Source organism: Nocardia sp. NPDC056100, assembly GCF_042266325.1.
In the GTDB taxonomy this organism is placed as follows: Bacteria; Actinomycetota; Actinomycetes; order Mycobacteriales; family Mycobacteriaceae; genus Nocardia.
Genome location: NZ_JBHJVY010000008.1, coordinates 49,533 through 74,450, shown reverse-complemented (window position 1 = coordinate 74,450; position 24,918 = coordinate 49,533). Strand labels below are relative to the sequence as shown.

At 67.2% G+C, this 24,918-nt stretch carries 22 protein-coding genes; 8 read left to right on the top strand and 14 right to left on the bottom strand.

The genetic code is table 11. The features are described from left to right. Positions 1-4: 4 nt before the first annotated feature. Positions 5-1,552 (top strand): RNB domain-containing ribonuclease, encoded by a 1,548-nt coding sequence (locus ACFC0O_RS44195; protein ID WP_375968310.1) that lies wholly within the window; start codon positions 5-7, stop codon positions 1,550-1,552. Positions 1,553-1,770: 218 nt separating this feature from the next. Here ACFC0O_RS44195 and ACFC0O_RS44190 read toward each other — a convergent pair whose 3' ends face one another. Genes ACFC0O_RS44190 through ACFC0O_RS44180 form a run of 3 tightly spaced genes read right to left on the bottom strand, consistent with a single transcriptional unit; the run spans position 1,771 to position 3,864 of the window. Next, complete coding sequence (locus ACFC0O_RS44190; RefSeq protein WP_375968309.1) at positions 1,771-2,916, bottom strand: RNA polymerase sigma factor; 1,146 nt, start codon at positions 2,914-2,916, stop codon at positions 1,771-1,773. Beyond that, complete coding sequence (locus ACFC0O_RS44185; RefSeq protein WP_375968308.1) at positions 2,913-3,320, bottom strand: YciI family protein; 408 nt, start codon at positions 3,318-3,320, stop codon at positions 2,913-2,915. Before ACFC0O_RS44185 ends, ACFC0O_RS44190 begins: the two co-directional genes overlap by 4 nt. Before the next feature lie 46 nt (positions 3,321-3,366). Continuing rightward, on the bottom strand, positions 3,367-3,864 hold the full coding sequence (locus tag ACFC0O_RS44180; RefSeq protein WP_375968307.1) for a pyridoxamine 5'-phosphate oxidase family protein: 498 nt from the start codon (positions 3,862-3,864) through the stop codon (positions 3,367-3,369). Positions 3,865-3,984: 120 nt separating this feature from the next. On the opposite strand from ACFC0O_RS44180, the gene ACFC0O_RS44175 reads away from it, so the two are divergent. Then, a complete protein-coding gene (locus tag ACFC0O_RS44175; RefSeq protein ID WP_375968306.1) occupies positions 3,985-4,242 on the top strand; it encodes a hypothetical protein in 258 nt (85 codons plus the stop codon). Here ACFC0O_RS44175 and ACFC0O_RS44170 read toward each other — a convergent pair. The 5 genes from ACFC0O_RS44170 to panB all read right to left on the bottom strand — a co-directional run bounded on the left by ACFC0O_RS44170 (position 4,203) and on the right by panB (position 8,557). Then, positions 4,203-5,018 carry a methyltransferase domain-containing protein gene (locus ACFC0O_RS44170; RefSeq protein ID WP_375968305.1) on the bottom strand — a complete coding sequence of 272 codons (816 nt, stop codon included), beginning with the start codon at positions 5,016-5,018 and terminating at the stop codon, positions 4,203-4,205. The two genes, ACFC0O_RS44175 and ACFC0O_RS44170, sit on opposite strands and share 40 nt — an antisense overlap. A gap of 81 nt (positions 5,019-5,099) precedes the next feature. Next, positions 5,100-6,047, bottom strand: coding sequence for a CHAD domain-containing protein (locus ACFC0O_RS44165; RefSeq protein ID WP_375968304.1), 948 nt, complete (start codon positions 6,045-6,047; stop codon positions 5,100-5,102). Next, complete coding sequence (pip, locus tag ACFC0O_RS44160; protein WP_375968303.1) at positions 6,048-7,004, bottom strand: prolyl aminopeptidase; 957 nt, start codon at positions 7,002-7,004, stop codon at positions 6,048-6,050. After that, positions 7,004-7,483: a hypothetical protein gene (locus ACFC0O_RS44155; protein WP_375968302.1), complete on the bottom strand. Its 480-nt coding sequence runs from the start codon at positions 7,481-7,483 to the stop codon at positions 7,004-7,006. Before ACFC0O_RS44155 ends, pip begins: the two co-directional genes overlap by 1 nt. Positions 7,484-7,705: 222 nt before the next feature. Next, positions 7,706-8,557, bottom strand: coding sequence for a 3-methyl-2-oxobutanoate hydroxymethyltransferase (gene panB / locus ACFC0O_RS44150; RefSeq protein WP_364650455.1), 852 nt, complete (start codon positions 8,555-8,557; stop codon positions 7,706-7,708). A 261-nt stretch (positions 8,558-8,818) separates the two neighbouring features. Between panB and ACFC0O_RS44145 the strand changes: the two genes are divergently transcribed. The 4 genes from ACFC0O_RS44145 (at position 8,819) to ACFC0O_RS44130 (ending at position 15,438) form a co-directional block, all read left to right on the top strand. Continuing rightward, positions 8,819-10,330, top strand: coding sequence for an alpha/beta hydrolase (locus tag ACFC0O_RS44145; protein WP_375968607.1), 1,512 nt, complete (start codon positions 8,819-8,821; stop codon positions 10,328-10,330). Positions 10,331-10,385: 55 nt separating this feature from the next. Next, positions 10,386-11,726: a glutamine synthetase family protein gene (locus ACFC0O_RS44140; protein WP_375968301.1), complete on the top strand. Its 1,341-nt coding sequence runs from the start codon at positions 10,386-10,388 to the stop codon at positions 11,724-11,726. Positions 11,727-11,869: 143 nt separating this feature from the next. Next, positions 11,870-14,866, top strand: a complete 2,997-nt coding sequence (locus ACFC0O_RS44135) for a bifunctional [glutamine synthetase] adenylyltransferase/[glutamine synthetase]-adenylyl-L-tyrosine phosphorylase (RefSeq protein ID WP_375968300.1) — start codon at positions 11,870-11,872, stop codon at positions 14,864-14,866. An 83-nt stretch (positions 14,867-14,949) separates the two neighbouring features. Then, the gene (locus tag ACFC0O_RS44130) at positions 14,950-15,438 is read left to right on the top strand and encodes a hypothetical protein (protein WP_375968299.1); all 489 of its coding nucleotides are present in this window, start codon (positions 14,950-14,952) and stop codon (positions 15,436-15,438) included. 16 nt (positions 15,439-15,454) lie between these two features. On the opposite strand, the gene ACFC0O_RS44125 is transcribed toward ACFC0O_RS44130, so the two are convergent. The 3 genes from ACFC0O_RS44125 to ACFC0O_RS44115 all read right to left on the bottom strand — a co-directional run bounded on the left by ACFC0O_RS44125 (position 15,455) and on the right by ACFC0O_RS44115 (position 18,064). Next, positions 15,455-16,843 (bottom strand): hypothetical protein, encoded by a 1,389-nt coding sequence (locus ACFC0O_RS44125; RefSeq protein WP_375968298.1) that lies wholly within the window; start codon positions 16,841-16,843, stop codon positions 15,455-15,457. A gap of 66 nt (positions 16,844-16,909) precedes the next feature. Next, positions 16,910-17,242 carry a glyoxalase superfamily protein gene (locus tag ACFC0O_RS44120; protein ID WP_375968297.1) on the bottom strand — a complete coding sequence of 111 codons (333 nt, stop codon included), beginning with the start codon at positions 17,240-17,242 and terminating at the stop codon, positions 16,910-16,912. Positions 17,243-17,245: 3 nt separating this feature from the next. After that, positions 17,246-18,064, bottom strand: coding sequence for a class I SAM-dependent methyltransferase (locus ACFC0O_RS44115; RefSeq protein WP_375968296.1), 819 nt, complete (start codon positions 18,062-18,064; stop codon positions 17,246-17,248). A 199-nt stretch (positions 18,065-18,263) separates the two neighbouring features. On the opposite strand from ACFC0O_RS44115, the gene ACFC0O_RS44110 reads away from it, so the two are divergent. Beyond that, positions 18,264-19,301 carry an endonuclease/exonuclease/phosphatase family protein gene (locus tag ACFC0O_RS44110; RefSeq protein WP_375968295.1) on the top strand — a complete coding sequence of 346 codons (1,038 nt, stop codon included), beginning with the start codon at positions 18,264-18,266 and terminating at the stop codon, positions 19,299-19,301. Between the two features lie 102 nt (positions 19,302-19,403). Beyond that, positions 19,404-20,849, top strand: coding sequence for a metallopeptidase (locus ACFC0O_RS44105; protein ID WP_375968294.1), 1,446 nt, complete (start codon positions 19,404-19,406; stop codon positions 20,847-20,849). A 4-nt stretch (positions 20,850-20,853) separates the two neighbouring features. Here ACFC0O_RS44105 and ACFC0O_RS44100 read toward each other — a convergent pair whose 3' ends face one another. The 3 genes from ACFC0O_RS44100 to ACFC0O_RS44090 form a co-directional block, all read right to left on the bottom strand. Next, the gene (locus ACFC0O_RS44100) at positions 20,854-21,693 is read right to left on the bottom strand and encodes an alpha/beta hydrolase (RefSeq protein ID WP_375968293.1); all 840 of its coding nucleotides are present in this window, start codon (positions 21,691-21,693) and stop codon (positions 20,854-20,856) included. Between the two features lie 149 nt (positions 21,694-21,842). Further along, positions 21,843-23,249 carry a M20/M25/M40 family metallo-hydrolase gene (locus ACFC0O_RS44095; RefSeq protein ID WP_375968292.1) on the bottom strand — a complete coding sequence of 469 codons (1,407 nt, stop codon included), beginning with the start codon at positions 23,247-23,249 and terminating at the stop codon, positions 21,843-21,845. Then, the gene (locus ACFC0O_RS44090; RefSeq protein ID WP_375968291.1) at positions 23,246-24,898 is read right to left on the bottom strand and encodes a CocE/NonD family hydrolase; all 1,653 of its coding nucleotides are present in this window, start codon (positions 24,896-24,898) and stop codon (positions 23,246-23,248) included. Before ACFC0O_RS44090 ends, ACFC0O_RS44095 begins: the two co-directional genes overlap by 4 nt. Positions 24,899-24,918: the final 20 nt, after the last annotated feature.

The window sequence follows — 24,918 nt, the reverse complement described above, 5'->3', positions numbered from 1 at the left end:
CTCAGTGGAACTGCATCAGCGGATTCTGTCGGCGCCGGTCGATTTCGGCGCCGTCCGAACCGAATTCGGATTGGCCTCGGACTACCCGTCCGAGGCCGTCTCGGAAGCTCGCGACGCGGTCGACGCGTTCGCGGGCGCCCGGGTCGATCGCCGCGATATCGAACTCGTCACCATCGATCCGCCCGGCGCCATGGATTTGGATCAGGCGCTCGCGCTCGAGCGCACTCCCGCCGGAGGGTTCCGGCTCTACTACGCGATAGCCGATGTGGCGGCGTTCGTTCGCCCCGACGGGCCACTGGCCCGGGTCTCGCTGGCTCGCGGAGAAACCTTCTATCTGCCCGACGGCACCGTGCCGCTGCATCCGCAGGTGCTGTCCGAGGGGCGGGCCAGTCTGCTGCCCGATCAGGATCGTGCGGCCGCGCTGTGGATCATCGACTGCGATGAGCATGCTGAGCCGCAACACTATTCGGTGACGCGCGCACTGGTGCGCTCCCGGGCTCGCCTCGACTACGCCACCGTGCAGGCCGCCGCCGATGCGGGCGAGCTGCACCCCTCCATTGCCGCGCTGCCCGATTTCGGGCGGCTTCGTATCGAGGCCGGACTGAATCGCGGCGCGATCAGTTTGCGGCTGCCTGCCCAGAGCGTGATTCGAGTCGATCAGGCAACGGGCCTCGAGGCCGGAGCCGCCGATGCGCCCGATGCCGCACAGCATTCCCGCTCGGACGATTCCGGGCGGGCCCCGGTTACCGGCCTGGACCATTGGCAGTTGGTGATCGAACCGCGCACGGCCGCCGATGATTGGAATGAGCAGGTATCGCTGCTCACCGGGATGTGTGCCGCGCTGATCATGCTGAAGGGCGAGGGGGATGACCACCTCGGCCTGCTCCGCACCATGCCGCCGCCCGCCGCATCCACGGTGGAATCCATGCGCCGCACGGCCGCAGCCGTCGGGGTCCCGTGGCCCAAGGGGGATTCGGTCGGGCGCGTGCTCGCGGGGCTCGACCCCAATACTCCAGCGGCCCTGGTTCTCATGTCCGAGGCCACCGGGCTGCTGCGCGGCGCTTCGTACACGCTGCTCAACGGGCAGCCGCCGGATACCGTGCAGCACAGTGGAATCGGTGCGCCGTACGCACACGTGACGGCACCGCTGCGCCGACTCTCCGACCGGTACAGCACCGAGATCTGCCTTGCCCGCTGCGCGGGAACCGAAGTACCCCAATGGGTTCGGGATGGGCTGGGTGCGGCGGCAGAATCCATGCGGCGCGGCGACGCCGTCGCGGGCAAGCTGGAACGCGCCTGCATCGACCTCACCGAATCCACCCTGCTGGCGGCGCGCACCGGCACCGACTTCGATGCGATAGTCCTGCGCGAAGCCAACGGCACCCGCCCCGCTGAAATCTTCGTCGCGGACCCACCCGTACTCGCCAAATGCGCCGGTGGCCCACCCGAAGGCAAGAACGTAACCGTCCGCCTCACCGTCGCCGACCCGGCCACGCGCACAGTGACTTTCACGTACACCCCCGAACCCGATCCCGCGGCAGTGGCGGAGTAGCGGTCCGCCGATCGCAGTACGCGTGCGTGTGGAGTGCCCACTCGCTACGCGTGCCCGCGTAGCCGGCAGTGTGGAGCGGCGGTCCCCGCCCAATCGCCGTGTGCGGGTCACTGTGGAGTAGCGGTCCGCGCGCTTGCCTAATGCGCGTGTCCGCCTGCCATGTTCGCCCGACGTGATCGGCGGCAGACTGGGCGAGTGCTGTTCTGCGGCAGTCGGGTTCAGGGGTTCAGGGCGCGGTGTATGCGGGCTGCTTCGCGGGTGAGGTGGTCGCGTTCGGGGAGGTTGGTGGCGGTGCGGGAGGCTTCGACGTAGAGGGCGGCGGCCTGTTCGAGGTTGCCCGCGCGTTCATTGAGGTAGGCGCGAACCGCGGTGTGGCGCGGCAGATTCGGGTCCAGGTCGGCCAGTGCGGCCAGACCGGCCGGTGCGCCGTCCGCTTCGCCGATCGCGACCGCGCGATTGAGCCGGACCACCGGGCTGTCGGTCAGCGCGAGTAGTTCGTCGTACCATTCGACGATCTGGACCCAGTCGGTTTCCTCGGTGCTCGGGGCGTCCGCGTGCAGGGCGGCTATCGCGGCTTGGGCCTGGTACTCGCCCAGGAGGTCGCGGGCCAGGGCGGTCTGCAGGATATCGACGCCCTCGGCGATAAGGGTTGTGTCCCATCGTGTTCGGTCCTGTTGCGCGAGCGGGATCAGGTCACCGGCCGGACCGGTGCGGGAGGCGCGGCGGGCATGATGCAGCAGCATCAAGGCGAGCAGGCCCGCGACCTCGGGTGCGTCGGTCGCGGCGGCGAGCTGGCGGGTGAGGCGGATCGCCTCGGCCGCCAGGTCGAGATCGCCGCTGTAGCCCTCGTTGAAGACCAGGTACAGCACGCGCAGCACGGTGGCGAGGTCGCCGGGCTGGTTCAAAGACTGCCCGGCGATGCGCTTCTTGGCGCGGCTGATCCGTTGCGCCATAGTCGCTTCGGGGACGAGATAGGCCGTCGCGATCTGCTTGGTCGTCAAGCCACCGGCCGCGCGCAAGGTCAATGCGACGGCCGAACCGGGGGACAGCGACGGATGCGCGCACAGGAAGTACAGCCACAGCGAGTCATCGGTGCCGGGCACCGGACCGGCCTCGGGCTCATCCTCCACGGCCAGTTCCCTGCCGCGCCGGGAGGTTTCGGCGCGGGCGGCATCGAGGAATTTGCGCCAGGCCACCGCGACGAGCCAGCCCTTGGCATCGCGCGGTGGATCATCCGGCCAGGTCTCCAACGCTCGAATCAGCGCCTCCTGCACCGCATCCTCGGCCGCGGCGAAATCGGCTCCGCGCCGCACGAGGATGCTGATCACCGCCGGGACGAGTTCGCGTAGCAGGGCCTCGTTCACTCGGTCACCGTGGGCAATCCGGTGAAGAAGGGGCGCACCTCCAGCCATTCCCGGATGGGCTTGCCGCCCGCGCCGGGGGCCGCCGACAGTTCCGCGGCCAATTCAAGCGCCCGCTCATAGGTCTCGACGTCGATGATCGTCCATCCGGCGATCAGATCCTTGGTCTCCGCGAACGGGCCGTCGGTGACGGGCGGGCGGCCTTCGCCATCGGAGCGGACGAAGGTGCCCAGCGGGGACAGCGCCTGATGTTCGACGAATTCGCCGGTCTCCTCGAGACGTTTGCCGAAATCCGCCATGTACTGCACGTGGGCGGTCACCTCGTCCGGGGTCCAGCGGTCCATCGGCACATCGTTCTCCGATGCGGGCGCGCCTCGGTAATGCTTGAGCAGCAGGTACTTGGCCATGATGTGTTCTCCTCGGTTCGTTCTTATTCTGGGGTCGTCGGACGGTTCAGGCGTTCTGGCGCTCGGCGCGCTGCCGCACCAGCTCTTCGACGGCGGTCGGGAGCGTGTTCTCGAAGTCGATCAGCTTGGCCCAGGTGGGCGTGATGACAATCCGCACCATCCCGTCATACAGCGATCGCACCTCGGCCTCCCACTCCACGCGCTGTTCGGCGCTCATGTCGTAGCTGCCGTTCATCTGCAGGTACTCCTCCGGAATCCCGTCCACCTCATCGAGCTCCACCCGCCCGCGAATGAGCAGGATCTTCGGCGGATGCACCTCGGTATCGATGGTCAGCGCCACCGCCGGATTCGCCCGCAGCGAATGCAGCTTCGGCGCGTTCTTCGTAGTGCACACCACGATCTCCGCACCATTCCAGGTGAACGCGATCGGCACATTCCGAGGCGTCCCATCCTTGGCGACATACGCCATCCGCAACACATCCCGCTGCAACAGCTCCCGGCTGAACGCCCGCCCCAAAACCTCGGCAACCTGATCCGCGTCCATGATCCCTACTCCTTCGTCGATGTCACCGACCCGCTCCGGGCCGCTCATACCCCTGGGACGGAGCCACCCGACAGTTCTCGACATCCCCACCGAAAAAACTTTGAAACTACGATCCCGACCATGTGGACCGAAGCCGCGGACCTGGAAATCCTGATGGAGCGCCTGGCGGAAGCAGGCGTCTCGATGCTGCTCCGCGTCGACGTAGAGCGCTACAACGAAAACACCCCGCACTGGACCTTGGCCTTCGGCGGACCCGCGCTGGACTCGGATACGGCCTTCCGCGTCGACGCCCGCACCTTGGGCCAATGCGTCAGCCGCGGCCTACGCCGACTCCGCGATCAGCACGAAAGCTGGGACTGGCTCGACGACTGGGTCTGATCCCGCACGCGCGCGATCCCCAGTAGGTGCGCGCTCGTGTTGATCAGCAAGGGGTCCTGTTCGACCAGGCGGGCGCAGTGCAGGGCGGCGGAAACCAGTGGTCCGAAGTTATCGAGACCGGCGCGGTCGAGGGTGGGCCATGCCGGTCCTTCGATGCCGTAGATCTCGACCTCGCGCATGCCTGCGGCCGCGAGTTCGGCGCGCAGTTCGTCGGCGGTATGCCAATGGGTCGCAACGAATCCGGCATGCTCGTCGTACTGCCCGGTGTCGATGACCTCGCGTACCGACGGCAACAGAGCCTCGTCGAGTGTGCCATTGGTCCCGGTCTCGAGAACCGAGAGATATCGGCTGATGGCCGCGGCGATCAACAGCCCGCCCGGCCGCAGCACGCGTATCGCCTCACCCAATGCGATTGCCCGGTCCGCGGCTTCGGTGAGGTGATACAGCGGCCCGAGCATCAGCACCACATCGACAGTGTGGTCGGCGACGGGCAGTCGGCGCGCATCCCCGACCATCGCGGTGACCCCCGGCAGGGTCGCGGCGGCCGCGACATGCGCCGGAACCGGATCGATGAGATGCACCGAATGCCCATCTCGGGCCAGCCATTCCGCGTGCACGCCGGTCCCACCGCCGATATCGAGCACTCGCACCGCTCCGGTCAACCGGCGCCGAATCAGTTCCCGCGTGCGCAGAAACTCCAACCGCCCATGCGGACTCCGGAACAGCCGTTCCCCCTCGGCCGCTGCGGAATAGTGCCCCACAAGATCAGATCCCATACCGAATCCTGGCCCCGATTCCCGTGCCGAACAATCGATTTAGCGGTGTGAATGCCGAAGGGGCCGTACGTTGCAGCGTGGTCAGAGCGCGTGATGGCGTAGGAATTCGATGGCTGCCGGATACTCCTCGAGCGCCTTGGCGGCTGCGGCCTCCTCGGCATCGCACATGCGTTGATAGCCGGGCTCATCGGCGGCCGCAGTGTGGGCGCGGAGGGTTTCCAGGGCTTCGATGGCATCGCGATGATCGCCGAGGACGGTCTGCAATTGTTTGGCCCGCCGCCCCAGCAGGGTGGCGGGTTCGCCCAGCACCGCGACGGCGGCCTCGGCGGAATAGCGCAATCGCTTGGCGGCCTTGCGGATATCGTGCAGGCGTTCGATGCGTTCGGCTTCGGACCCCTGCGGTTCGGTGCGCACCAGGCGGCGCAGATCGCGGAAGTCGTGCCGCAGTACGTCGGTGAAGACCTCGGTGGCGGGTGCGTCCGCCTGCGCCGAGCGCAATGGCGGATCGTTCAGCATCGCACCCAGGCGATCGAGGAGCACCCGGTACCGGTGGGTGTCGAATGCCGCCACCGCCTCGGCGTGCGCGGCTTCGTAGCGCGCTCGCTCCTCGGCCACCAGTTGCGCGCCGAAATCCATTCGCGGCGTTGGCTTCTCATCTGGAGCGGCCTCGTCCGGTAACGGCTTCTTCTTCCCGCCCGGTTTCCGTTTCGGCGACTCCTCGACCGTATCGTCGAACAGCCCGCCGCCCTCCCCGAGCAGTGCCGCGAACCGCTCCCCGCGCACCTCGGCATCGCGCGCCACCCCGAGCAGCCCTGCCAGCCAGCGCAATTCATCACTGAGTTCGCCGCCCGCCTTACGCGTGAAGGCCCCCCGATACGACCGCAGCAGGCTGCGCAATCGCCGGGTGGCCACCCGCATCTTGTGTACCGAATCCGGAAGATCCTGCCGCACTTCGGGTTCGGCCGCACGCAGCCGGTCCACATCGGCGGTCAGAGCGTCGACCAGGGCGGGACCGGCTGTGCTGTTCATTTACGTCCTGTATTTGTCCGTGGCCTCGACCAGATGATGGGTGATGCCGGGTTCGGAGGCGGCGTGCCCGGCGTCGGGAACCATATGCAGTTCCGAATTCGCCCACGCCTGATGTAGATCCCACGCGCTGACCGCGGGGCAGACGATGTCATGTCTGCCCTGCACGATGACGCCGGGAATATGCGCGATGCGATCGATATCGCGCAGCAGACGGCCCTCGTCGAGGAAACCGCGATTGTGGAAGTAGTGGTTCTCGATGCGCGCGAACGCCAGCGCGAAGCGCGGATCGGCGGTTTCGGCAACCCGATCCGGTTGGGGCAGCAGCGAACTCGTGGCGCCCTCCCAGGTGGACCACGCGACGGCCGCGTCGCGGGCGAGCTTCTCGTCGGGGGAGTGCAGCAGGCGGTGATAGACCTCGATCAGATCGCTGCCGCGTTCGGCCACCGGAACCGGCGCCAGGAACTTCTCCCACTCATCGGGGTAGACGAACCCCGCAGCGCCATTGTAATACCAATCGATTTCCTTGCGGCGCAACAGGAATATCCCGCGCAGGATCAGCTCGGTGACCCGCTCCGGATGCGATTGCGCGTACGCCAGCGCCAGCGTCGAACCCCAGGATCCGCCGAACACCTGCCACCGCTCGACGCCCAAATGCGTTCGCAGCGCCTCGATATCGGCGACCAGATGCCAGGTGGTGTTGGCCTCCAGACTCGCCCCGTCCGCGATATGCGGCGTCGACTGCCCGCACCCGCGCTGATCGAACAGCACGATGCGGTACGCCGCCGGATCGAAGAACTGCCGGTGATAGGGCGCGGTACCGCCACCGGGCCCGCCGTGCAGGAACACCACCGGCTTACCGTCCGGATTGCCGCTGACCTCCCAATACACCTGCTGACCGTCGCCGACGTCGAGCACGCCCCGCTCGTACGGCTCGATCGGCGGATAGAGAGTGCGCATCAGCCCGCCAGCCCGGACGCCAGATTCGGGATCTCCAGCGCCGAAATCGCTTGGTCGCGAACGTCGGAGCAGTTCTTGGTGGTGACCCGGTCGACCACATCCTTATCGCCCAGCACCTGCAGGTTGATGCCGCCATTGCGCAGCGCCCACTCGTGCACGCTCGCGTTCAGCGAGATCTTGCCCAGCGTCGGACCCTGCACCCGCCAATCCGAGAGCTGCGGACGCAGCATGTCGCACAACTGCTTTCCGGCCTCATCGGACACGGTGACCTGTGATCCGGAGGTGGTCGGGCTGCTGCTGCCGGACGGCGCGGGCTTGCCGTTGGTGCTCGTCAGCGGTGAGGAAGAGCCCTGCGGCTGTGACGATCCCGAGGTGCTGCCGCCGCCACACGCGGCGGTCAATGCGAGGACGGCGGCCGTGCCGACGAGTAGCGGTACCCGCAGAACTCGGCGGCTACTGATCCAACGGCGATGCGACATGAAGTTCCCTTTGGTCGGACGTGCTCGTTGCTCCCACTCTGCCACCAAAATGTGAAGGTGGTTTGTGAAGACGGTGCGGAACCGCGAATAAATAGCAATCCGCTATGCAAGGCGGCTGTACCCACTCGTGGCGAGTCGCACGGCAGCCCGTCGCGTATAAGCGAACGCCCCCACCGGCTATCCGGTGAGGGCGTTCCACACATCAGAACCCTAGTTCGGAACTCAGTAGCTGTGCTCCGGCCCGGGGAACACCCCGCGCCGCACCTCATCCGCGTAAGTGGCTGCGGCACTGCGCAATTGACCACCCACATCGGCGAACTGCTTGACGAACTTCGCGGTCTTGCCGCTGGTGTACCCGACCATGTCCTGCCACACCAGCACCTGCGCGTCACATTCGGAACCCGCGCCGATGCCGACCGTCGGAATGGTCAGCTTGCGAGTGACCTGCCCGGCCAGTTCGGCCGGAACCATCTCCATGACGACCGAGAACGCCCCGGCCTCCTGCACCGCGATGGCATCGGCGATGAGCTGTTCGGCCCCGTCACCGCGCCCCTGCACCCGGAACCCGCCGAGGGTGTTGACGCTCTGCGGCGTGAACCCGATATGCGCCATCACCGGAATGCCGGCGGCGGTGATCTTGTGAATGGTGTCGGCCATGCGCTCGCCGCCCTCCAGCTTCACCGCGTGCGCGCCGCCCTCCTTCATGAACCGGACGGCCGTGGCCAGCGCCTGCTCCGGCGAGGACTCGTAACTGCCGAACGGCAGATCCGCCACCACCAGCGCGTGCGGCGCGCCGCGCACCACACCGCGCACCAGCGGAATCAACTCGTCGACCGAAATGGCGACCGTGGTGTCGTAGCCGTACACCACATTGGCCGCGGAATCGCCGACCAGCAGCACCGGAATCCCGGCCTCTTCGAACAGTCGCGCGGTGGAGTAGTCGTACGCGGTGAGCATCGACCAGCGCTCACCCTCGGTCTTCATCTGCTGCAGATGCTGCACACGCGTCTTGCGCTTGGCGGTTTTGGCGGGTGCGGCACCGTAGGCGGGGGTTTCCGCATCGGATACGGACATCGTCGTCCCTCTTTCGTCGCTCCTCGAGGCCCATGCGGGTCCCCGGGTTCAAATGACGCCTCTCAGTCTGCCACCGCGACCGCTCCGCATCCGGATGTAATTCCTCACACTCGCGGGCACTCGCGGCTCCGAACTCTTTGCGATGCTCTCGCGTTGTTGCGGGTGCGTGCCGCGGACGCGATCCAGTAGGGCAGACGGCGCGGTGACCGAAGGGATTCGAGGGTGCGTACAGCGGGATGGCACGATCGGGGGATGGGTTTGATGCGAACCAACCGGGTCGTTTTGATAGCGGCGGCGTTGGTCATGACCGCGGCGGGCTGTTCGACCGTGGTGGATGGGAATCCCACGGCGGTCGCGCCGGCCGGTATGGGGCAGTACTACAACCAGCAGGTCAACTGGGGTAGCTGCACGGAATTCGGGGAGGGGGATATGCCTTCCGGAGCCGAATGCGCCCGGGTCACCGTGCCGGTCGACTACGAGAATCCCGACGGGGCCACCGCGAAGATCGCCGTCTCGCGAATCAAGGCCACCGGTAACAAGATCGGTTCGCTGCTGTTCAACCCGGGCGGACCGGGCGTGCCCGGGATATCCATGGTGAATATCGCCGACGGCACCCCGCTGGCCGAGCGCTTCGATCGCGTCGGCTTCGATCCGCGCGGTATCGGCTCCTCGCAGCCCGCCATCAAATGCCTCACCTCCAAGGAGAACGACGCCGAACGCGCCGAAGCGCCCAAGGACAATTCGCCCGCGGGCATCGCGGCCGCCGAGACCGAGAACAAGCAGTACGCGGATAAATGCGTCGAGCGGACCGGTAAGGATTTCCTCGCGCACGTCGGCACCCGCGAGGTCGTGCAGGACATGGACGTGATCCGCGCCGCGCTCGGTGATGCCAAGCTCAGCTATGTCGGGTACTCGTACGGCACCCGCCTGGGCTACGCCTACGCCGAGAAGTTCCCGGACAAGGTGCGCGCGCTCGTGCTGGACGGCGCGCTCGACCCCTCGCAGGATCCGGTCAAGGAATCGGTGCTGCAGGCCACCAGCTTCCAGAACACCTTCACCAAATTCGCGCAGGACTGCGCCACCAAACCGGACTGCCCGCTCGGCACCGATCCGGCCCAGTTCGTCGCCCGCTATCGCGCCCTGGTGAATCCGCTGTGGGACAAGCCCGTTCCCACCGATGATCCGCGCGGCCTGCACTACGGCGATGCCATCACCGGTACCCAGCAGGCGCTGTACACCAACCGGTTCTGGCCCGTGCTCACCAAGGGCCTGCGCGAACTCGCCACCGGAACCGGCGACACGCTGTTGAAGCTGGCCGATATGTACGACGGCCGCGCCGAGGACGGCACCTACGACAACAGTCAGGACGCCTTCAACTCGATTCGCTGCGTGGACGATCCGCCGATCACCGATCGCGCCGTCGCCGCCAAACAGGACGCCGAATATCGCAAGGGCGCGCCCTTCCTGGATGACGCGCACGGCAGCGACGCCGCGCCGCTGGAGCTGTGCGCGATCTGGCCGGTGCCCAACACCAGCACCCCGCACCGCATTTCGATTCCGAACCTGCCCAAGACCGTGGTGATCTCCACCACCAACGATCCGGCCACCCCCTACCAGGCCGGTGTCGACCTGGCTGACCAGCTCAAAGGCAGTCTGATCACGTTCAACGGGGACCGGCACACGGTGTCGCTCTCGGGCGTGCAATGCGTCGACGACCCGGTGATCGCGTACCTGGTCGACCTGACCACACCCGCGGCGGGTCTTACATGCTGAGGTTCGCACCCGCTATGTAACACGGATTTAACTCCGGGTGCCTACGCTCGCGGTCATGGACCGTCAGAAGGAATTCGTCCTCCGCACGCTCGAAGAGCGCGATATTCGCTTCGTGCGACTCTGGTTCACCGATGTGCTGGGCTATCTCAAGTCCGTAGCGATCGCGCCCGCCGAGCTGGAGGGCGCTTTCGAGGAGGGCATCGGCTTCGACGGTTCGGCCATCGAGGGGTTTGCCCGGGTGTCCGAGGCCGACATGGTGGCCAAGCCGGACCCGTCCACCTTCCAGGTGCTGCCGTGGTCCACCTCGAAGGGGCATCAGCATTCGGCGCGCATGTTCTGCGATATCGCCATGCCGGACGGTTCGCCGTCCTGGGCGGATCCGCGGCACGTGCTGCGCCGGCAGTTGAACAAGGCCGCCGACCTGGGCTTCAGCTGCTATGTGCATCCGGAGATCGAATTCTTCCTGCTCAAGCCCGGACCGCATGACGGTTCCACCCCGATCCCGGTGGATCAGGGCGGCTTCTTCGATCAGGCCGTGCACGACGAGGCGCCGAACTTCCGCCGCCACGCCATCGACTCGCTGGAGTCCATGGGCATCTCGGTCGAGTTCAGCCATCACGAGGGCGCGCCCGGGCAGCAGGAGATCGACCTGCGCTACGCGGATGCGCTGTCCATGGCCGATAACGTCATGACCTTCCGCTACCTGATCAAGGAAGTGGCCATCGACGAGGGCGTGCGCGCCACGTTCATGCCCAAGCCGTTCGCCGATCACCCCGGTTCGGCCATGCATACGCATATGAGCCTGTTCGAGGGTGAGCAGAACGCCTTCCACGATCCGGATGACCCGATCAACCTGTCCGAGACCGCGCGCGCGTTCATCGCGGGCATTCTCGAGCACGCGCATGAGATCAGTGCCGTCACCAACCAGTGGGTGAACTCGTACAAGCGACTCATCCACGGTGGCGAAGCGCCGACGGCCGCGTCCTGGGGCCGGTCGAATCGCTCTGCGCTGGTTCGCGTTCCGATGTACACGCCGAACAAGTCGTCCTCGCGCCGGGTCGAGGTGCGCAGTCCCGACAGCGCCTGCAACCCGTACCTGGCCTTCGCGGTGATCCTGGCCGCCGGTCTGCGCGGTATCGAGAAGGGCTACACCCTGCCGCCCGAGGCCGAGGATGACGTGTGGTCGCTGACCGCCGCCGAGCGTCGCGCCATGGGCTTCCGCGAGTTGCCCGCCAGCCTGGACGAGGCGCTCAAGAACATGGAGAAGTCCGAACTGGTCGCCGAGACCTTGGGCGAGCACGTCTTCGACTTCTTCCTGCGCAACAAGCGCCGCGAATGGGCGGGCTACCGCAACCAGGTGACGCCGTACGAGTTGAAGGAATACCTCGGCCTGTAAAGGTCGCTACGCGTCTCGTCGTCCTGGCCGAAGCTCTGCCGGGATGACGGGGAAGTGGTCACCCGGACTCGGCTCGGCCACATTGTCCGGTATCGGAGGGTTCGGTCGTCCGCCGACGGAATGTGACATGTAATTTGAACGACATGGTCCGGCCACCGACGACTCGTTCCGCTGTCCCCGGCGTCGGCCGGCTCGGTTTGATGGAGCCGTCGGCCGCCGATTCCTTACGAGAGTTGGCGTGGGACAACGTCGACAGCGTTCCGCTGCTGTGGGCGCTGTCCCGTTCCCCCGATGCCGATCTGGCGCTGCTGACGCTCATGCGGTTGCGGGAGCAGCTCGGAAGCGATTGGGGCGCGCTGGATTCGGCGTTGCGGGCCAATACCTCGCTGCGCGGGCGATTGTTCGCGCTGATCGGGTCGTCGAGCGCGTTCGCCGATCATCTGGTGGCCGATCCGGGGTGCTGGCAGCTACTGCTGCGGCCCGAATTGCCCTCGCGCGATGAGGTGCTCACCTCGCTGCTCGATGCCGTGCACGCGACGCCGGAGGCCGGGCCGAACGCCGGGCCCATGCTGTTCCGCGCCGGGATCTCGGGACCGGACGCGGTTGCGCTGCTGCGCAAGCGGTATCGCGATGAGCTCATGCTGCTGGCCGCCATCGATCTCGCGGCCACCGTGGAGAACGAACCGGTGCTGCCGTATCAGCAGGTCGGCTGGCATCTCACCGATCTGGCCGATGCCGCGCTGACCGCGGCGCTGTCGGTGGCCGTGGCCCGGGTCTGCGTCGATCGCGAGGTGCCCGCCCGGCTGGCCGTCATCGCCATGGGCAAATGCGGTGCGCGGGAACTGAATTACGTCTCGGACGTGGATGTCATCTTCGTCGCCGAACCCGCCGACACCACCTCCACCCGGCTCGCCGCCGAAATGATGAGCGTCGGCAGTGCGGCGTTCTTCGATGTGGACGCGGCGCTGCGGCCCGAGGGCAAGGCGGGTGCGCTGGTGCGCACCCTGGATTCGCATATCGCGTATTACAAGCGCTGGGCGCGCACCTGGGAATTCCAGGCGCTGCTCAAAATGCGGCCCGCCACCGGCGATCTCGAACTCGGGCAGCAGTATCGCGAAGCGCTCATGCCGATGGTGTGGGCGGCCTCGGAGCGCCCCGATTTCGTCACCGATGTGCAGGCCATGCGCCGCCGGGTCGAGGATCTGGTGCCCGCGGATCTGCGCGAGCGCGAACTCAAGCTCGGGCACGGCAGTCTGCGCGATGTCGAATTCGCGGTCCAGCTGCTGCAATTGGTGCACGGTAAGGCCGATGAGGCGCTGCATACCCAGGGCACGGTGGAATCGCTCGGCGCGCTCGCCGCGCGCGGTTATATCGGCCGCGATGACGCCGCGAATCTGACTGCCTCCTATGAGTTTCTGCGCCTGCTCGAGCATCGCCTGCAATTGCAGCGCCTCAAGCGCACGCACACCCTGCCCGCGCCCGAGGACGAGGAGGGTATGCGCTGGCTGGCCCGCGCCGCGCATATGCGTCCCGACGGCCGGCAGGACGCGGTCGGCGTGCTCACCAGCGAGATTCGGCGCAATGCGGTGCGGGTGCGCCGCCTGCACGCCAAGCTCTTCTACCGCCCGCTGCTGGAATCGGTTGCGCGCCTTGACGCGGACTCGCTGCGGCTGAGCCCGGCGGCGGCCGTGCGGCAGTTGGCGGCGCTGGGTTACGCGGCCCCGGAGAACGCGCTCGGGCATCTGAAGGCGCTCACCGGTGAGGTCGGGCGCAAGGGCCGGATTCAAGCGCTGCTGCTGCCGACCCTGCTCGAATGGCTCGGTGAGACACCGAATCCCGATGCCGGACTGCTCGCGTACCGGCGGGTGTCCGAGGGTCTGGACAATGAGATCTGGTTCCTGCGCGAACTGCGCGATGAGGGAGCCATCGCACAGCGCCTGATGATCGTGCTCGGCTCCTCCGCCTATCTGCCGGATCTGCTGATCAACGCGCCGGAAACCATCCGCATGTACGCGGACGGCCCGAACGGGCCGCTGCTGCTGGCCCCCGCAACCGCCGATGTGGCGCGCGGAATCCTTTCCGGCGCAAAGCGTTACGACGAGCCGCGGCGTGCGGTCGCCACCGCGCGCTCGCTGCGGCGGCATGAACTCGCGCGCATCGCCTCCGCCGATGTGCTGGGCATGCTCGAGGTGCCGCAGGTCTGCGAGGCGCTGTCCTCGGTGTGGATCGCGACCCTGGAAGCCGCGCTACAGGCTGTGATTCGCGCGGGCGGCCCGCAGCCCGCCGATTTCGCCGTCATCGGCATGGGGCGTCTGGGCGGTATGGAACTCGGTTACGGCTCGGACGCCGATGTGCTGTTCGTTTGCGATCCGCGCCCCGGCGTGGACGAGACGGTCGCCGTCAAATGGGCGAACGGCGTGGCCGAACAGGTGCAGCGGCTGCTCGGTGCGCCCAGTACCGATCCGCCTCTACAGGTCGACGCGGGTCTGCGTCCCGAGGGCCGAAATGGTGCCCTGGTGCGGACTTTGGCCGCCTATGCCGCCTACTACAAACAGTGGGCGCAGCCCTGGGAGGTGCAGGCGCTGCTGCGTGCGCGCCAGGTGGCCGGTGATCCCGAATTGGGTGTGCGCTTCCTGCACACCGTCGATCCGGTCCGCTATCCCAGCGGTGGCATGTCCCCCGAGGGTGTCCGGGAGATCCGCCGCATCAAGGCGCGCGTGGATGCCGAACGCCTGCCGCGCGGCGCGAACCCGGCCACCCACACCAAACTGGGGCGCGGCGGCCTGGCCGATATCGAATGGACCGTGCAGCTGCTGCAATTGCAGCACGCCCATGATGTCCCGGCCCTGCACAACACCTCCACCCTGCAATGCCTGGACGCCATCGAGGCGGCCGATCTGGTGGATCAGGAAGATGTGTCCCTGCTCCGGGAATCCTGGCTGACCGCGACCAAGGCCCGCAATGCCCTGGTCCTGGTGCGCGGCAAACCGGCCGACCAACTCCCCGGTCCCGGCCCGCTGCTGTCCGCGGTGGCCCGGGTGGCGGGCTGGCCCAATGACGACGGCAGCGAATTCCTCGATCACTACATGCGCGTCACCCGCCGTGCGAAAACAGTCGTGGAGCGCGTGTTCGGCGGCTGATCCGCGCCGGGTACCGTGCAGTTACCGGCCGAATTCGGCCGTGCCGGTCATGCACGACTGATCCGCTAGGACAGGAGTCGAAAATGCGAGGCATTCTGAAGGTCATGGCGGTATCGGTTCCGCCGCTGGTCGCACTGGCGGTATCCGCCGCACCCGCGTCCGCGGATCCGGTGTCGTTCGACCCCGCACACGTCGATGTGAGTCCGGGCTGCGCGGGCACGGTCAAGGCCGAACTGTCCGCCAGCCAGGGCCAGCAGGCGGGCGAATTCGCGGACTTCATCGACAGCTCGGCCCGGGTCAGCGTCAATTTCACCCCCGACGCCGCGAACAACCCGCTCGGCTCGCTGTCCGCCTCCCCGGCCAATAACGACTGCCAGGTCACCACCACGGTCACCATGCGCAATATCGACACCGGCGCAACCACCACCGACACCCGCACCACCCAGCACGACGGCCATTACGGCTGGAACGCGGCCTCCTTCAGCCTCCCCGGTTCGGGCCGCGTCTCGGTCACCGTCAGTACCAACCCCACCCCGGGCGAACTCACCATCGAGGTTCCCGCACCCCGCTGATCATTCGGATCCGGGCTCACAGCGTTTCCGGTGCCGTGCCGGTGTAGTCGAGATCGGTTCCGGCCGCTGGGATTTCGGCACCGAGCACGGCGGGGACGGTGGGTGGCGGGGTGCCCAGGAGTTCCTGCTGGCGGTTGCGGATGAGCCAGTCGGGGGTGCGGTGGGTGGCATCGGAGTCGGAGGAGGGGCGGCCCGATGCCGGGTGCATGCCGGGCAGGAAGCTCGTCGACTGGGCGGCGGGGCCGGTCGGGGCGGCGGAAGGTGTTGGTGCGGAGCGGGTTCCGGGCGGTGGGGGACCGGGGTAGCTGCGGCCGGGATCGGGCGTGGCTCCGGGTGATTGGCGCAGGGTCGGAAATTCGCGTGGGGTGCGGGCGGTCGGGAGTCCGATCGGGGAACGTGGCGTGGTGCCGAGTGATCGGTTCGGGGCGACCGGGGTGAGTGGATTTCCGCCACCGGGAGTGCTCGCCGGTGTGGTGATGGGGTTGGCGGTTCGATCGGGGTCCGGGGCGATGCCGTCTCGGGCGGCCGATGCGGCCGCTGCCGGGGAGGTGTCTTCGTCGGACAGTGCGGCGGGATGGTCGCCGCGGTTCGGTTGTCCGTTATTGCGCTGTGCCGCCGAGTGATTCGGGTCGCCGGAGAGTCCCGCCTGCTCCGAGCGATTAGCTGGGCGGGGATCGGCGCGGTGTATCGCGCCGATCGGCTCGGTGCGGGGGAGTGCGCCGCCGCGCAGGGAATTCAGCTGTGCGGGCGGTGATTCGAGTCCATCCGAGGGGTTCCCGTCGGCGCTGATATCGCGGCTGGTGAAGGCGGGTACACCGGATCCGGCGGGCGGGTAGGTCGGAATGTAGTTGGCTTCCATCGCGGCGACGGCGATGTGATGGAGCTCCTCGCGGGCGTCCTCGCGCGAATGCGCGCCGGGAGTCGTGCCGATGAGGGTGGACAGGTAGGGCGTGAGGGGGTCGGTGCCGGCGGCCGAGGGCGGTGGGACGGTGCGGCGAACGGCTTCGGCTCCGTAGGCGGCGGCGATCATGCGGTGGCCGGTGCTGTGCGCGATTTCGGTGATATCGGTTGCCCACCGCACGAATTCGCGAGCGGTGCGGGCGGCGGCGTCACCGATATGACCCCGGATGCCGTCGGCCAGTGCCGATTGCACGGTGCTGTGCAGGCCGGTGATCGCGCCGGTGAGGTTATCGGCGATATCCACCCAGACGGCGGCCTGCGCGTGCATGGTGCCGGGATCCATGGCTTGCGCGTTGGCATAGATTTCCGCGTGCGAGAGCCCCGGGAAATGTTCGAGCCGCTGAATGTAATCGGGGTCCACCCCGTCCTGCGAGATTCGCCCCTGTTCGCGTTGCGCCCCCCGCTGGGCCTGTTCCGCGCTGTGGCGCAGCTTTTCCGGATCCACGGATTCCCCCTCTCCACCTACCGATTGGACGCGCGGCGGGAGCGGTTGGTTCCGCAGATCGCGGCCCTAGTCGAATGGCGTCCCGATGCGCAGTCGGTTGCCGTCGGGATCGCGCAGTTCTATTTCGCGCGCCCAGGGCTGATCCTCGGGGGTGACGCCGAATTCCGCGGCGATGCCGTCCACATCCCGCATTCGGAGATAGATGAGCGTGTCCGGTCGCGCGTCACCGGTGTGCTCGGACAGGAAGATTCGCATTTCCCCGCGCGCGACTTCGACGAATGCCGGGAAATGCGGTTCGAAGCGGTGTTCCCACTGTTTGACGAAGCCGAGTCGCTCGTACCAGGGCACCGCGACGGCGGCATCGGCCACGCGCAGCACCGGGACGATCTCTTCGTTCACGGTTCAGTCCTTTCGCGCCTGCAGGGTGTAGGACAGCGGCAGCCGCTCGCGATGCTCGATGAGTCGCCATTCGCCGTGCTTATCGTGAATCATCTTGCCGGGCAGCGCTTCCCATGGCACGCTGTCGTGTTCTGTCACGGCGGTGAGTGTCAGTCCGGCGGTGAGCAGCGCCCCGATGATCTCGCCGAGGCCGTGATTCCATTCGTGCGTAACGGTTTTGGTGATCTCCCCGTCGGTCTCGACGTAGGTGCTCCCATCGTCGAAGACCGTGGCCGCGGCGGTCTCGAAATACGGATATCCGATCACCAGCCGATCCTGTGTCTCATCGATGGACCACAGCACCGGATGCCCTTCGCGAATGAACAATCGCCCGCCCGGCCGCAGCAATCCGGCCACGGTCTCGGCCCACCGCCGCACATCGGGCAGCCAGCACAGTGCGCCGATTCCGGTGTACACCAGATCGAATTGTTCCGCGCCGAGCACCGGAATCGCCTCGTACACATCGGATTCCACGAATTCGATGGCGGTTCCGGTGTCCTCGGCCAGTTTTCGCGCCTGGGCGAGCGAGGCGGGCGAGAAGTCGAGTCCGGTCATATCGGCCCCGAGCCGGGTGAGCGAGAGCGTATCGGTGCCGATATGGCATTGCAGATGGACGCCGCGCAGTCCGCGAATATCCCCGAGCCGGGGTAGATCGAAGCGCACCACCTCGCTCAGAAAGCTCGGATCGGCTTGGAATTCGGCGAAGGCGTAATCGGCGGACGCGGCGTGCAGAGGAGCGCGTTCGTCCCAATTGTCGCGATTGAAAGTACGGTAATCGGTCACGTCCACTGACTGTGCCACGCTCGCACCGCCCCGCGCTCCTCATTTGTACGCGGGTCGCACGCAGGTCAGCGGCATTCGACCGTGCAGTAGGGTGGTCAGCGATTGCCGTGGGTGGGGGTTTCGGCGGGTTTGTCCCGCCGCGCTCGAATGGGATGCGGCATATGGCCGAATGGCGCGGTGTGCGCCGGATGGGGGAGCAGTGGTCGAATATCAGCAGGCGGACGAGGTCACGGTGGTGCTGCCGCGTGAGCCGAAGCGGCGGCGCGGCCGGATCCGCTCGATGCTCGTGTCGAAACGCCCGAGGGGCTGGTTCGGCTGGGCGGCGGTGGTGCTGGGCTGGCTCGCGCTGCTCGCCGGGCTGACCGGTGTCGGATTGCACTACAACACGATGTCGTCGGAGTCGGCCATGCTCGCCGCCTCTTTCGCCCCGTACCTGATGCTGTTCGCGGTGCTCGCCCTGGTGATCCTGTTGCTGGCGCGTGCCTGGCGCGGTGCGCTGGTGGCATTGCTCGTCACCGCCGCCGCGCTCTGGTCGCAATTGCCGATGCTGTGGCCGGACGGCACCGCCGGGCCGGGCGTGGATGTGGCCGTCATGCAATCGAATCTGCTGTTCGGCAATGCCGATACCGATGCGGTGGTGCGGGCCGTGCGCGAGAACGGGATCGAGGTGCTCACGCTGGAGGAGCTCACGCCCGAGGCGCTCGCCCGCCTGGACGGCGCGGGTCTGGCCGAACTGCTGCCCTACCGTCACGTCGAGGCCGCCGCCGGTGGCGCGGGTTCGGGCATCTTCACCCGCTACCCCTTGGAGGCGGGCAGCAAGCTGTCCGGTTTCCTGCTGAACAATGTGCGCGCCACCATGATTCACCCCGATCGGGGTCCGGTCGCGGTCTTCCAGTTCCATCCGATCCCGCCGAATCTGAACTTCGACGCCTGGAGCAACGAGCTGCGCACGATTCGCGATCTGCTCGATCAACAGCCCGGGCAGGTGATCGTGGGCGGTGATTTCAATGCCACCTTCGATCACGCTCCCTTCCGAGAGCTGTTGCGCGGCAGGTACGCCGACGCCGGTGAGCTGCTCGGCATCGGCGCCATGCCGACCTGGCCGGACGACCGGTCCTGGGGTCCGCTGCTGGGTCTGGATCGGGTGCTGGTCGCGGGCGGGCATGCCACGCAGGTTCGTTCACTCACAATTCCCCGATCCGATCATCGCGCTGTCGTTGCGCGCCTGCGCCTCTGAGCGATACAACGAGAGCAACCCGGAGACGCGGCCCGGCCGAGTCCGGCCGTTCTCGGGGTGCCGGGACCGCGGCTGGGCCCGGAGCGGTACTCGGGAGGCGTTATGCGGAATACACGGCTGCGGTTGGGGCTCGGCATCGGATTGCTGGCGGCGGGGCTGGTGATCGGCGGTTGTACCGTCGTGAAAAACAGTGAGCCACAGAATATTACGGCCCCGGTGGACAATCCCTTCGAACTCAGCGGGGCGGTGTCGGCGACCGGGCCGAACGGTCCACGCAGTGGGGTGCCGGATACCACGCTCACCGCCGAGAACGCGGACGGCGGCAGCATCGACAAGCTGGCGCTCAATACCCTCGCCGATCTCCAGGAGTACTGGACCGCCCAGTACGCCAAGACTTTTCCCGGCACCTTCACCCCGGTGAACCGATTCATCTCCTGGGATTCCACCGCCCCGCGCAGTCAGGCCGTGCAGTTCTGCCGCGCCAGCACCTTTCAGGAGGTGAATGCCGCGTACTGCACGGTCGATCAGACCATCGGCTGGGATCGCGGCACGCTGCTGCCGGAGCTGGTCAAGAAATTCGGGGCCATGTCGGTGGTCATGGTGCTGGCGCACGAGTACGGGCATTCGGTGCAGGCGCAGGCCAAACTGAACGGCTTCTTCACCGCGAATGTGATCCGGGAACAGCAGGCGGACTGTTTCGCCGGTGTCTTCCTGCGCTCTGTGGCGGAAGGGAATTCGCGGCATTTCACGCTCAACACCACCGACGGCCTCAATGGCGTGCTCGGCGCGACCATCGCCGTGCGGGACAGCGAACCGGGCGCGAGCAAGGATGAACACGGTTCGGCATTCGAGCGCGTGACGGCGGTGCAGATGGGCTATACCGATGGGGCGCAGGCGTGTAAGACCATCACGCGCAAGGAGCTGGCCTCCCGGCGCGGCACCCTGCCGACCAGCTACACCACGCCCAATGAGGCGAATCAGCAACTGCCGGTGGACCGTTCATCGCTGGATATGATCGCCCAGACCCTCGCGACCAACGATCCGATCACCCGGCAGCCGGTGTACGACTACACCGGGGTGAGCAAGTCCTGCGCGAATGTGACCGTGACCAAACCGGTTTCGTACTGCCCCTCGAATAATGCCATCGGCGTCGATGTCTCGGCACTGGCCAAACGGGCGCGCGGGGATGGTGACAGCGCGGTGCTCTCGGCCATGGTGGCGGGCGACTACAACGGATTCATCATCTTCATCTCCCGCTATATGCTTGCGCTGCAACAGGATCGCAAGCTCGGGCTGACCGGTGCCGAGACCGCCGGACTGCGCACCGCCTGCCTGTCCGGGGCGTTCAGCACCAAGATCAGTCAGCCGGGCGGCGAAATCCGGCTCTCCGCGGGGGATCTCGACGAGGCCATCTCCGGACTGCTCGCGGATGGCCTCGCCGCCTCGGACGTCAACGGCAATGTGGTGCCCAGCGGTTTCGTGCGGCTGGAAGCCTTCCGCACCGGAGTGCTGGACGGCGACAACGCCTGCCTGAGCACCTACAAGTAATCGCCTAGGCCGGATCTATGTGCTGGTTCAGCCAATTCACCAGATCGGCGATGACCTTGTCCTGTTCCGGCTCGTTGTAGATCTCGTGGAAGAGACCGTCATAGCGGATGACGGTCTTGTCCTGCGACGCCGCATCGCGCTCGATCAGATCCGCGCCCTCGGGTGAGGCCAGTCCGTCCGCGGTGCCGTGCTGCACCAGCACCGGAACGGTGAGCTTGTCCAGGTTCGCCAGCACATACGTTCCGGCGCGCAGCATTTCGGAGCCGGTGCGGGCGGGCACCCCGCCGTGGTACACCAGCGGGTCGGTGTCGTAGGCGCGCACCACTTCCGGATCGCGGCTCACCAGCTTCGAATCCAGTTTCAGCACGGGCAGATTCGGCAGCAGCTTGGAGACGACCGGTGCGAGCAGTCGCTGTACCGCATTGCCCGCGTCGACCACGATCGCGGGACCGGAGAGCACCACGCCGGTGACGTCCAGGGGTGCGCGGGTGGCGAGGTAGGCGACGGTGAGCCCGCCCATGCTGTGCCCGATGACGAACTTGGGCAGTCCCGGATGTTCCTTCACGGCGATGTCCAGCAGCGCTTTGACATTGTCGGCCGCGCCGTCGAGGGAGACGACATTCGCCTTCCCGCCCTCGGACCGCCCGTGCCCGATGTGGTCGAGGGCGTAGGCGGCGATCCCGGCATCGTTCAGGCGCGCCGCCACGTGGGCGTAGCGGCCCGAATGCTCCGCGTACCCGTGCACGATCACGGCAACGGCCCGGGGCTCGGAGTCGGGCAGCCAGGCCTGCCAGTACACCCGCCCCGCGCTGCCCTGGAATTCGCCGGTCTCGTTTCGGGTCATCGTCGCTCCCTCTCGGTCGGATATCGCACGCCGGGGCGACCGCGCACATTCCGGGGCGCTTCGCCCGGTTTGTCGCCACCCGGCCGAGTCATTCTCGCGCACCGCCGCCGCGCCCGCCGCGTCACGCCCCGAATTTCGTGCGCGCGGGTTCAGCGCCGGGCGAGGTGGTCGATCAGGAGCCGGTTGAAGGTGATCAGGCGCGCGTAATTGGCGCGGGAGATGCGCTCATCGGTGCCGTGGATGCGCTCGAGGTCCTGTGCGGTCAGGATGATCGGCGCGAAATTACAGCGGGTGACGGCGAGATCGTCGTAATAGCGGGAGTCGGTGGCCCCGGGCACCAGACCGACGGTGACCGCGACGCCGGGCACCACCGCGCGGGTGAGGTCGGCGATGAGATCGAAGGCCGGACCCGCCGCAGGATTCACGGAGGGTTCGGACGCGTGGCCCATCAGTTCGATGGCGACGCCCCGGTCGCGGACGACGCGGCGGCAGTGCGCGACCACATCGGACACCGAATCACCGGGCAGGATACGGAAATTCACGAATGCCTCGGCCCGCTGCGGCAGCACATTCGGTGTCACGCCGCCGTGGATCATGGTCGGCGCGGTGGTGGTGCGCACCAGCGCCTCGGTGGTCGGCCCGGCGGCCAGTACGCGCGCGATCGCGGGTCCGGCCACACCGATCAGGCCGAGCAGGGTGCGGCGCGGTTCGGACATGAATCCCCGCAGCCGCGTGAGCATATCGACGGTGACCGGGGTCAGCCGCAGCGGGAACGGCCGGTCCTGAATCCGGGCCACCGCCCGGGCCAGCTGCCCGACGGCGGTCTGCCTGCCCGGCATGGAGGAGTGCCCGCCGATCGCGGTCACCGACAGGCGAACGGTCGCGAAACCCTTCTCGCCCACCATGATCGTGGCGACGGGCAGGTCGATACCGTCGGCCACATCGGTGGTGATGACGCCGCCCTCGTCGAGCAGCAGTTCGGCCCGCACCCCGGCGGACCGCAGCCGCTGCGCCATTCGCCCGGCCCCGGTATTGCCGAACACCTCTTCGTCATGTCCGAAGGCCAGATATACGGTGCGCGCGGGCCGGACCCCGTCGGCGAGCGCCGCTTCGACCGCCTCGAGGATCGCCATCACCCGGCTCTTGTCGTCGATGGCCCCACGTCCCCAGATGAAGTCGTCATCCACCACCCCCGCGAACGGTGGATGCGTCCAGCCCCGTTCGTCATCGACCGGGACGACATCCATATGTGCGAGCAGGATCGCCGCGACCGGTTGGGTCGGCGCGATGCCACCCGCAGGGTCATCGCCCGATCCGGACGCCGCGTCCCTGCTTCCCGGCCAGCGGTAGAGGCGGGCGTGGCCGAAGGTCTCGCATTCGAGATGCGCGTGCACCAGCGGGAAGCACGCTTCGAGATGAGCTGTGAGGCGCTCGAATTCGCCGAGGTCGGTCTCGGCGGGATCCTCACGCGAGACGGTGGCGCAGCGCAGCGCCGCCCCGAGTCGCTCGGCGGTGGCGTCGTCGACGGCCGGGGTGGCGGCTGCGGTCTGGGTCATCGATCTCCGGTCCTGGGTGGGAAGTCGATATTCACTGTCGCATTGTTCAGCGCGTCCGCGGGCACCATGAGGGCCTTCTCATTGCTCCACTTCGGGATGCCCTCGGAGATGCCGCCGGTCAGATCCGGGGTGCGCACCGCGTTGAGCAGCGGAAGTCGCACGCGTGCGGACGTCACGGTGACCTTGGCCAGCGATGCGGGATGCGCCCAGATGTCATCGAGGATGTCGGTGATGCGGAAGGCGATGCGATGCCCGGCCGCGATCGGCCAATCCTGGGCCAGCAGTCGCAGCTCGGTGGTCGGGGTCGCGGGTGCGATACCCCGGGTGATGACGATGCCGCGGCCGTTCGGGTCCACGTCGTACATTTCCAGGGTGACGCTGGCCTGCGGCGGCCCGTCCACGCCCAGGGTCGCGGTGACCGTGCCCGAGAGCTGCTGATCCTGCGCCAAAGGCTGACTCACCGACCAGATTTCGCGATCGGGGCCGGGAATCAGACCGCGATCGGTGTACGCGCCGGTGCGCAGATCCACCGGCACCTGCCGCATATCCGCCGGGGGCCACTGTGTTTCGGACCGCCACCGACCGTCGAACTGTCCCACCGTGATGCGCGGTCCCGGGACCGGTGCGTCCTTACCCGCCACCAGCCGATCGAAGAACCCGATCAGCTCGGAGGTGAATTGCGGTGTGCCGCATTTGTCATCGCAGGTGCGATGCCCCCACTGCCCGAACCATGCCTTGTGCTCGCCGGGTCCGAGCTCGTTCCAGAGCTGGAAGACGCGATCGGGTTTGGTGTTGTAGTCGATGAATCCCTGTCCCAGGAACAGCGGAATGGTGTTGCCCTTCAGCTTCGCCACCAGATCCCGGTCCTGCCAGAACGCCGAGGACGCATCATGATTCATGATCTGGTTCGCGTAATTGCTATAGCAGGCGGGATCGATGCTGACCGCATTCGCCTGGTACTCCGGCGAATCCGCCCAGCTGCCCGGCGTCGAGGCGATGAGCAGATGCTCGAGTCCCGCGAAATCGCCCGGCCGGACCCCGGTTTCGGTGACCGGCTTACCGGAGAACTTCCATGCGATGCCCTGCATGTACAGGTACGAATTGGGGTCGACGACCGGTTCGAACGCCGCGACCGCCGCCAGTCCGGCGGGTTTCTCGGCCAAGCCCATCAGCCCGGTCCACGCCTCATAGGAGATCCCCATCAGTCCGACCTTGCCGGTCGACCAGGGCTGTCCGGCCGCCCACTCCACCGCGGTCTTCACATCGGATCGCTCACCCGGTCCGCCGAAATCCGGGCAGCCGTTGGAGCCGCCGAAACCGCGCAGATCCACGATCACATAGGTGTACCCGGCGGCCAGCATGGCGGCCACCGGCAGATTCTCGGTCGACGGCCCGCCCTTGAGCAGCGGTGAGGTGAGATAGGCCAGATGTGATCGATACGGGCTCACGGTCATGATCACCGGTGTCTTCGCGTCATCGGCGATCCCGGTCGGCCGCAGAATATCCGCGTGCAGCCGCGTCCCATCGGCCGCGGTGATGTACTCCTGCTTCCACACGAACCCCTGATCGGCGACCGCCTGCCCCGGCACCGCCAGCACTCCCAACACCAGTAGCAGCCCGAGCAGGGCCCGCCACAACACCATCCGCATGATCACCATAGTGACCTTGG